At 64.8% G+C, this 6,478-nt stretch carries 7 protein-coding genes and 1 pseudogene; 1 reads left to right on the top strand and 7 read right to left on the bottom strand.

Translation table 11 applies throughout. From position 1 onward, the window contains the following. Positions 1-75: 75 nt before the first annotated feature. The 3 genes from mltG to RBB16_RS20310 all read right to left on the bottom strand — a co-directional run bounded on the left by mltG (position 76) and on the right by RBB16_RS20310 (position 2,909). On the bottom strand, positions 76-1,245 hold the full coding sequence (mltG, locus tag RBB16_RS20320; protein ID WP_306047855.1) for an endolytic transglycosylase MltG: 1,170 nt from the start codon (positions 1,243-1,245) through the stop codon (positions 76-78). Further along, on the bottom strand, positions 1,245-2,507 hold the full coding sequence (gene fabF, locus RBB16_RS20315) for a beta-ketoacyl-ACP synthase II (RefSeq protein ID WP_306047854.1): 1,263 nt from the start codon (positions 2,505-2,507) through the stop codon (positions 1,245-1,247). Before fabF ends, mltG begins: the two co-directional genes overlap by 1 nt. A gap of 168 nt (positions 2,508-2,675) precedes the next feature. Next, positions 2,676-2,909, bottom strand: a complete 234-nt coding sequence (locus RBB16_RS20310; protein WP_071691851.1) for an acyl carrier protein — start codon at positions 2,907-2,909, stop codon at positions 2,676-2,678. A gap of 248 nt (positions 2,910-3,157) precedes the next feature. Here RBB16_RS20310 and RBB16_RS20305 point away from each other — a divergent pair, with 248 nt between their 5' ends. Further along, a complete protein-coding gene (locus tag RBB16_RS20305; RefSeq protein ID WP_306047852.1) occupies positions 3,158-3,442 on the top strand; it encodes a hypothetical protein in 285 nt (94 codons plus the stop codon). On the opposite strand, the gene fabG is transcribed toward RBB16_RS20305, so the two are convergent. The 4 genes and pseudogenes from fabG to RBB16_RS20285 all read right to left on the bottom strand — a co-directional run. After that, complete coding sequence (fabG, locus tag RBB16_RS20300; RefSeq protein WP_306047851.1) at positions 3,377-4,114, bottom strand: 3-oxoacyl-ACP reductase FabG; 738 nt, start codon at positions 4,112-4,114, stop codon at positions 3,377-3,379. The genes RBB16_RS20305 and fabG overlap by 66 nt on opposite strands. A gap of 94 nt (positions 4,115-4,208) precedes the next feature. Continuing rightward, positions 4,209-5,153, bottom strand: coding sequence for an ACP S-malonyltransferase (gene fabD, locus RBB16_RS20295; RefSeq protein ID WP_306047850.1), 945 nt, complete (start codon positions 5,151-5,153; stop codon positions 4,209-4,211). A 91-nt stretch (positions 5,154-5,244) separates the two neighbouring features. Then, the gene (locus RBB16_RS20290; protein ID WP_306047849.1) at positions 5,245-5,637 is read right to left on the bottom strand and encodes a hypothetical protein; all 393 of its coding nucleotides are present in this window, start codon (positions 5,635-5,637) and stop codon (positions 5,245-5,247) included. 210 nt (positions 5,638-5,847) lie between these two features. Beyond that, positions 5,848-6,478, bottom strand: a pseudogene (locus RBB16_RS20285) (hypothetical protein); the annotation flags it as partial.

The raw sequence follows: 6,478 nt of genomic DNA, 5'->3' as shown, positions 1-6,478 counted from the left end.
CCCCCCCCCCCCCCCCCCCCCCCCCCCCCCCCCCCCCCCCCCCCCCCCGGGTCGACGCCGAAGGCGGCGAAACCCCTAGTTTTCCTGCGCTGCCCGCGCCGCCTCGATCGCCCGCCAGGCCTGCACATTCTCATTGTGCTCGGCCAGGCTCGTCGCGAAGGCATGGCCCCCCGATCCATCCGCCACGAAGAACAGATAGTCCGTGCTGGCCGGGTTCACCGCCGCCTCGATCGCCGCGCGACCGGGGTTCGCAATCGGCGTCGGCGGCAGCCCGTCGATGCGATAGGTGTTCCACGGGTTGTTGTCATTGATCAGCTCGCTTTGCCGAATCCCCCGGCCCAGGAAGCCCCGCCCCTCGGATTCGCCGTAGATGATCGTCGGGTCGGTCTGCAGCCGCATCCCCGCCTCAAGCCGGTTCACGAAGACCCCCGCGATCTCGCCGCGTTCATCGGCCACCCCGGTTTCCTTCTCGATGAGCGAGGCCATGATCAGCGCCTCCTCGACCGTGTCATAGGGCAGGTTCTCGGCCCGCCCGGCCCAGGCCGCCAGCAGGATACCGGTCTGCGCATCGGCCATATCGGTCAGCATCTCGGAAATCAGGGTGCCGCGCGACACCTCGTAAGTATCGGGCGCCAGCGTGCCCTCGGCGGGCAGCTCAACCACGTCATCCTCCAGGAAATCCGCACCGCGCAACCCTTCCACGATCTGCCAGACGGTCAGCCCTTCCGGCACCGACACCCGGTAGACAATCGGCGTCCCCGCCTCGACCAGCGCCACATAGTCCGCAGGCAGCTCCGCGCCGCCCTCGAAGGTCGCCAGTTCCACCTGCTCGCCCGTGCCCGGCACCCGTTCGCGCAGCCGCATCTCGCCGCCGCCCGCGCCGCCACGGATCACATAGGTGGCCGTATAGCGGAAGGTGGACGGCCCGCCGGAAGACAGGATCTCCATCACCTCATCCATCGACACGCCCGCAGGAATTTCATAGTTCCCGAAGCGCAGATCCTCGGCCCGCTCCGTATAGCGCGCCCCAAGCCGGAAGATGGTCGCGCTGGAGATCACCCCCGCCGCTTCCAGGTTTTCCGAGACCGACGCCAGACTCTCGCCCCGCGACACCTCGAAATAGGTCGGTTCCGCCAACGGTCCCGCAGTGGTGAACTGCCGCTGCCCCCAGGCCACGGCCCCCGCGAATGCGATGAAACCGACGATGAGCAGGCTCATCCCGTTGGCAGCGACATGTTTCCACATCAGTCGGTGACCTTACCCATAACGAGCGACGCGTTGGTGCCGCCAAAGCCGAAGCTGTTGGACAGCGCCACGTTGATCTCGCGCTCATGCTTGGCATTTGCGGCGAGGTTCAATTTGGGCTCGACCGCCGGGTTGTCCAGGTTGATCGTCGGCGGTGCCACCTGATCACGGATCGCGAGGATCGAGAAAATGGCCTCGATCGCACCCGCAGCCCCCAGAAGATGCCCGACGGAGGATTTGGTCGAGGACATGGTGGCAAGCCCCGCCTTATCGCCCAACAGACGCTCCACCGCGCCCAGTTCGATCGTGTCAGCCATGGTCGAGGTACCATGAGCGTTGATGTAATCCACCGCGTCGGGCGTCAGGCCCGCGCGCTTCAGCGCCGCTTCCATCGCGCGATAGCCCCCATCGCCATCCTCGGACGGCGCAGTGATATGATAGGCATCGCCCGACAGGCCGTAGCCCAAGATCTCGGCGTAGATCTTCGCGCCGCGCGCCTTGGCGTGCTCGTAATCCTCCAGCACCACAACACCTGCGCCCTCACCCATGACGAACCCATCGCGGTCGGCATCATAAGGGCGGCTGGCCGCCTTGGGATCGTCCGCGCGCTTGGTGGACAGGGCCTTGCAGGCGTTGAAGCCAGCGATACCGATTTCGCAGATCGCAGCCTCGGCCCCGCCCGCAATCATCACGTCAGCATCGCCCCACTGAATGAGCCGCGCCGCGTCGCCAATCGCGTGGGCGCCGGTGGAACAGGCCGTGACAACCGCGTGGTTCGGCCCTTTGAAGCCATAGCGGATAGAAACCTGACCCGAGATCAGGTTGATCAGCGAGCCGGGGATAAAGAAAGGCGACACCCGGCGCGGGCCCTTTTCTTTTAGAAGAATGGCCGTGTCGGCAATCGACGAGAGGCCACCAATGCCGGACCCGATCAGAACGCCGGTGCGCAGGCGGCTCTCCTCGTCCTCGGGCATCCAGCCCGCGTCCGTCACGGCCTGCGCAGCGGCGGCCATGCCGAACAGGATGAAATCATCGACCTTGCGCCGTTCCTTGGGCGCCATCCAGTCATCGGGGTTGAAGGTCCCGTCAGAGCCATCGCCGAGCGGCACTTCGCAGGCATAGTTGGTGGCCAGATGCGAGGCATCGAAGCGCTGGATCGTCCCTGCCCCTGATTCCCCGGCCAACAGGCGGCTCCAGGTTTCCTCGATACCAGAGGCCAGGGGGGACACGATCCCCAGACCCGTGACAACAACTCGACGCATATTCCTGCCCCTTCCGGATGAGAGCTTATCGCGGTTTGATAACGTCAAGCGGGGGGCTTGGGCAATCCCTTGACAGGGGTTTTGCCCCGACCCCGCGACCTGCCGCCAATGCAAAACGGCACCCCATCAGGATGCCGTCTGCGAATTCTGGACCTGAAGCGTAAGGGCTCAGGACGCGTCGGTGATGAATTTGCACGCGTCGCCGAAGGTCTGGATGGTTTCGGCCGCATCATCGGGGATCTCGATGCCGAACTCTTCCTCGAAGGCCATGACCAGTTCAACGGTGTCCAGGCTGTCTGCGCCCAGGTCGTCGATGAAGGAGGCGTTCTCGGTCACCTTGTCTTCTTCCACGCTCAGGTGCTCGACAACGATTTTCTTCACGCGATCTGCGATGTCGCTCATCTTTTCGATCCTCATCCAGTTTGGTCGAAAGCCATTTTCCAGCCCTCGATCTGTAATGCGCCGGTATCGGCGGTTTGACGGGACCGGCAAAGGCCCCATACCGTCTGGCGCAAGCGCCCCCCGGCAAAATCTGCGCCGCCTATAGCACATCCGCAATCGAAGGCAACGGGGTTTGATCCGTTTTTGCCATTTCCCGCAGCCCGCCGCCTTAACCTTTCGGAATGATCCGCTCGATACACTGGCCCCGGATGACCCGAATAAACAATGGGCTGGAGGATACGTTGACAGAATTCATCGGCTATATCGCGCTGCTCTGGCGCGCCCTGCAACACATGTCCGGGCTGCAGGCACTGATCTTCGGCATCGGTGCGTTCCTGATGGGAATCGCCCTGGCACGCGCCGCACGGCGGCTCGGGGTGCATCCCGGCCGCCGCCTGTGGCGGATCGTAACGGCACGGTTCGGCCGGTCAGACCATCGCCATGCCGCCATTCACATGCATCGTCGTGCCCGTCAGGTACCCCGCCTCAGGTGAGGCCAGGAACAGAACCGCGCTGGCGATCTCTGCCGGGCTACCCATGCGGCCCGCCGGAATCTGCGTCAGGATCTTGGACTTCTGATCGTCGGTCAGCTTGTCGGTCATCGCGGTCTCGATGAAACCGGGCGCAACCGCATTGACCGTGATGCCCCGGCTGGCCACCTCATAGGCCAGCGATTTCGACATGCCGATCATGCCGGCCTTGGAGGCGGCATAGTTGCCCTGCCCCGGATTGCCGGTGGTCCCCACGACAGACGAGATGTTGATGATCCGGCCCCAACGCGCTTTCATCATGCCGCGCAAAACGCCTTTGCACAGCTTGAAGGTGGAGGTCAGGTTCACGTCGATCACCGACTGCCATTCCTCGTCGGACATGCGCATGAACAGGTTGTCGCGCGTGATGCCCGCGTTGTTGACCAGGATATCGACCGACCCCATTGCCTCGGCCGCCTGCTTGGGCAGCGCCTCGACCGCCTCCGGGTCCGACAGGTTGCAAGGCAGCACATGCGCGCGCTCGCCCAGCTCTGCGGCCAGCGCCTCCAGCGGCTCCACCCGCGTGCCGGACAGGCCGACCGTGGCGCCCGCGGCATGCAATGCGCGCGCGATATCGGCGCCGATGCCGCCCGATGCGCCGGTGATCAGCGCGTTTTTCCCTGTGAGATCAAACATGTCCCGTCCTTCCCTGATGTCGTGACGCCCGCCAGGGGCGCCAAATTTCTTCGAAGAAATTTGCAAGGCTCTTGCAAGAGCCTTCCCGCCCCGCTCAGCCCTCGGCCAATGCCGCTGCCGCGGCGCGCACCTCGTCCGGCGTGCCCACCTGCCGGGTCGACAGCGACCGGTCGATACGCCGGATCATGCCGGTCAGCGCCTTGCCCGCGCCGATTTCCCAGGTCTCGGTCACACCATGGGCGGCCATCCACATCACGCTTTCGCGCCAGCGGACAGATCCCGTGACCTGATCGACCAGATGACCGCGCAGCACGGCGGCCGCGCTTTCCGCCGCCGCCACCACATTCGCCACCACCGGCACGCGCGGTGCGCTCAGCTCCACATGGCTCAACGCCTCGGACATGGCGTCTGCCGCGGGCTGCATCAACGCACAATGGAACGGGGCAGAGACCGGCAGCATCACCGCCCGTTTCGCGCCCTCTCCCTTGGCGATCTCGACAGCCCGCTCCACCGCCTCGCGGTGGCCCGACACGACGACCTGGCCCGGATCGTTGTCATTCGCGGCCTGGCAGACGGCCCCCTGGCTCGCGGCCTGGGCCACGCGCATCGCGGTCTCGAAGTCGAGCCCCAGCAGCGCCGCCATCGCGCCCTCGCCCACCGGAACCGCGTCCTGCATGGCCGTGCCGCGAATGCGCAGCAGCCGGGCGGTATCCGCCAGAGACAGCGCCCCCGCCGCACATAGCGCCGAATACTCCCCAAGCGAATGGCCCGCCACATAGGCCGCCGCCTCGACCGTCACACCCTCGGCCTCCAGCGCCGCCATCGCAGCCATGGAGGTTGCCATCAGGGCCGGTTGCGCATTGGCGGTCAGGGTCAGTTCGTCCTGCGTGCCGTCCCAGATCAGCGCCGACAGTTTCTCGCCCAGGGCCTCGTCCACCGCGTCGAACACCGCTTTCGCAGCCGGGTATTCATCTGCCAGGGCCTTGCCCATGCCAATGGTCTGGGCCCCCTGGCCCGGGAAGAGGAAGGCTCGTGTCATCCGCGTCAGCGCTCCGTTTCAAGCTGTTGTTGCCCAAGGGGCTACCGCAACCGCTGGTCCGGCGCAATTGCCAAGCTCCCTGACGGGATCGCTAATGTTCCATGAAATGCGGAACGGGAGGCCCCTCGCCGGGAAAAAGCTGCACGAAGATCGAGGGGGCCAGGGCCCGCCAGCTGAGACTCAGATTGCCGAGAATCCATCGCGGGCTCACCCGCGCGGGATGCGCGAGGACGTGATTGTACGGCGCCTCCGCCTCGGTCACGAAGAAGATCTCGGGATCGGCGGCAATCAGGAAGTCGCGTTCTCCCGCAGGCAGGCGAAATCCGGGCGCATCCACCCGGCTGTCCCACCAGGTCCACAGGCGGCCATGGGCATGCAGACATGCAAACCCGTCACTGCGAATGTCCTCGTGCACATTCGGCAGATTCAGGCTGCGCGCCAGTCGCTTGGTCTGGTTCCAATCCAGCATCGCCGTCGGCCCCATATCTTCACCCCCAGAAGGTTAAGGGATTCCTTGAACACGTCAAAAGAAATCCCTGACGCCTGCAGAGGTTTACCTTAGGTCAATTTGGGAGAAAGTAAACATTTCCGGTCATGTGGAGCGTTTTTTCGGGCCGGACGCCGCGCTCCCATCAGTCGTGGCCGCTCATGCCCGAGGGCGAGGGGTTACAGCCATGCAGCGTTCTGGGGCAGGTCAATTTCGGCCATTACCGTTGCCATTCCCATTCCCGTTGCCATTCCCGTTGCCGTTGCCGTTACCCGCGGGACCATCGTCATCAGTCGTGTCCCCCACGCATTGAGGCGCATTGCCTGGGTTCGAGGCATCGCATCCATCCGCATCGTTGCCATGGCCATTGTTGCCGTTGCCGTTGCCGTTGCCGTTGCCGTTGCCGTTGCCGTTGCCGTTGCCGGAGGAGCTTCCCGAGCCAGTCGTGATCGTCAATCCGCCAGATTCTCCGCCAGATCCGGAAATCAGGGTTCCTCCGCCCGAGCCGCTTTGCCCCGAGCCACCGCCGGAGGTTATGACCAGCTCTGCCCCGGTCCCGTCACCGGAGCCGTCCGTGATGATCAGGACCGGATCGTCATTGTCGCTGGAACCGGACGTGATCGTCAGCCCTCCGCCCGCGTTGCCATTGCCGCCCGCGTTGCCGTTGCCGTTACCACCGGCATTGCCGTTGCCCTGCCCGCCAGAGCCACCGGAACCATCAGAAGCATTCTCGGCATTGTTATTGGGTCCGGAATTCCCCGGCGCCTCCTGATCTCCATTACCGAATCCGTTGTTTCCATGGGAGTTTCCACCACCAGAATTCTGATCGCCGCCGCCC

The sequence above is a fragment of the Nioella sp. MMSF_3534 genome (assembly GCF_030732985.1).
Lineage (GTDB): Bacteria > Pseudomonadota > Alphaproteobacteria > Rhodobacterales > Rhodobacteraceae > Nioella.
This window is presented reverse-complemented; position numbering and strand designations above follow the sequence as displayed.